Annotated in this window: 1 protein-coding gene; it reads right to left on the reverse strand. The window is 74.2% G+C overall.

Going from position 1 to position 446, the window contains the following annotated elements; all coding sequences use genetic code 11:
- Positions 1 to 131 precede the first annotated feature (131 nt).
- The coding region (locus RT309_RS13435; RefSeq protein ID WP_313357816.1) for an LpqB family beta-propeller domain-containing protein at positions 132 to 446 on the reverse strand (315 nt) is incomplete at its 5' end.

Consider the following 446-nt stretch of genomic DNA (forward strand, 5'->3'; position numbering starts at 1 on the left):
GGCGTCGCCGGCGATCCGGCGCGCGAGATCCGCATCCATGCTCCGACTGTGCCCGATCGCGCCCCGCCCGGAGGTCCGCCGGCGCACGACCCGGGGAGAACCGGGCGGCACGGCATCCTGTGCAGGGCGAGTCAGTACCCGGCTCTGGTGCCGAGCACCCGCACGTCGGCGATCGCCTCCTGCCAGAACGACCCGCGCTTGGCGTACACCGACTCGTCGGTCGAGAGCACGCGCACCCCGGTGACCGTCTTCGCCCCGGCGAGCGCGGCCGCCCCCGCTGGCGCCGACGACACCGTCGACGGGCCGCCGATCGTGTGCGTCGTCAGCGTCGGATCGGGTGTGGCGCTGAGCACCGCCACGGCGTCGGCCCCGACCCACGACAGTCCCTGCACCGGTCCGGAGAGCTGTGCCACATCGAAGTAGGGCGCACCGAGGCTGACCGGACG

This window comes from Microbacterium sp. (assembly GCF_032084865.1).
Lineage (GTDB): Bacteria > Actinomycetota > Actinomycetes > Actinomycetales > Microbacteriaceae > Microbacterium.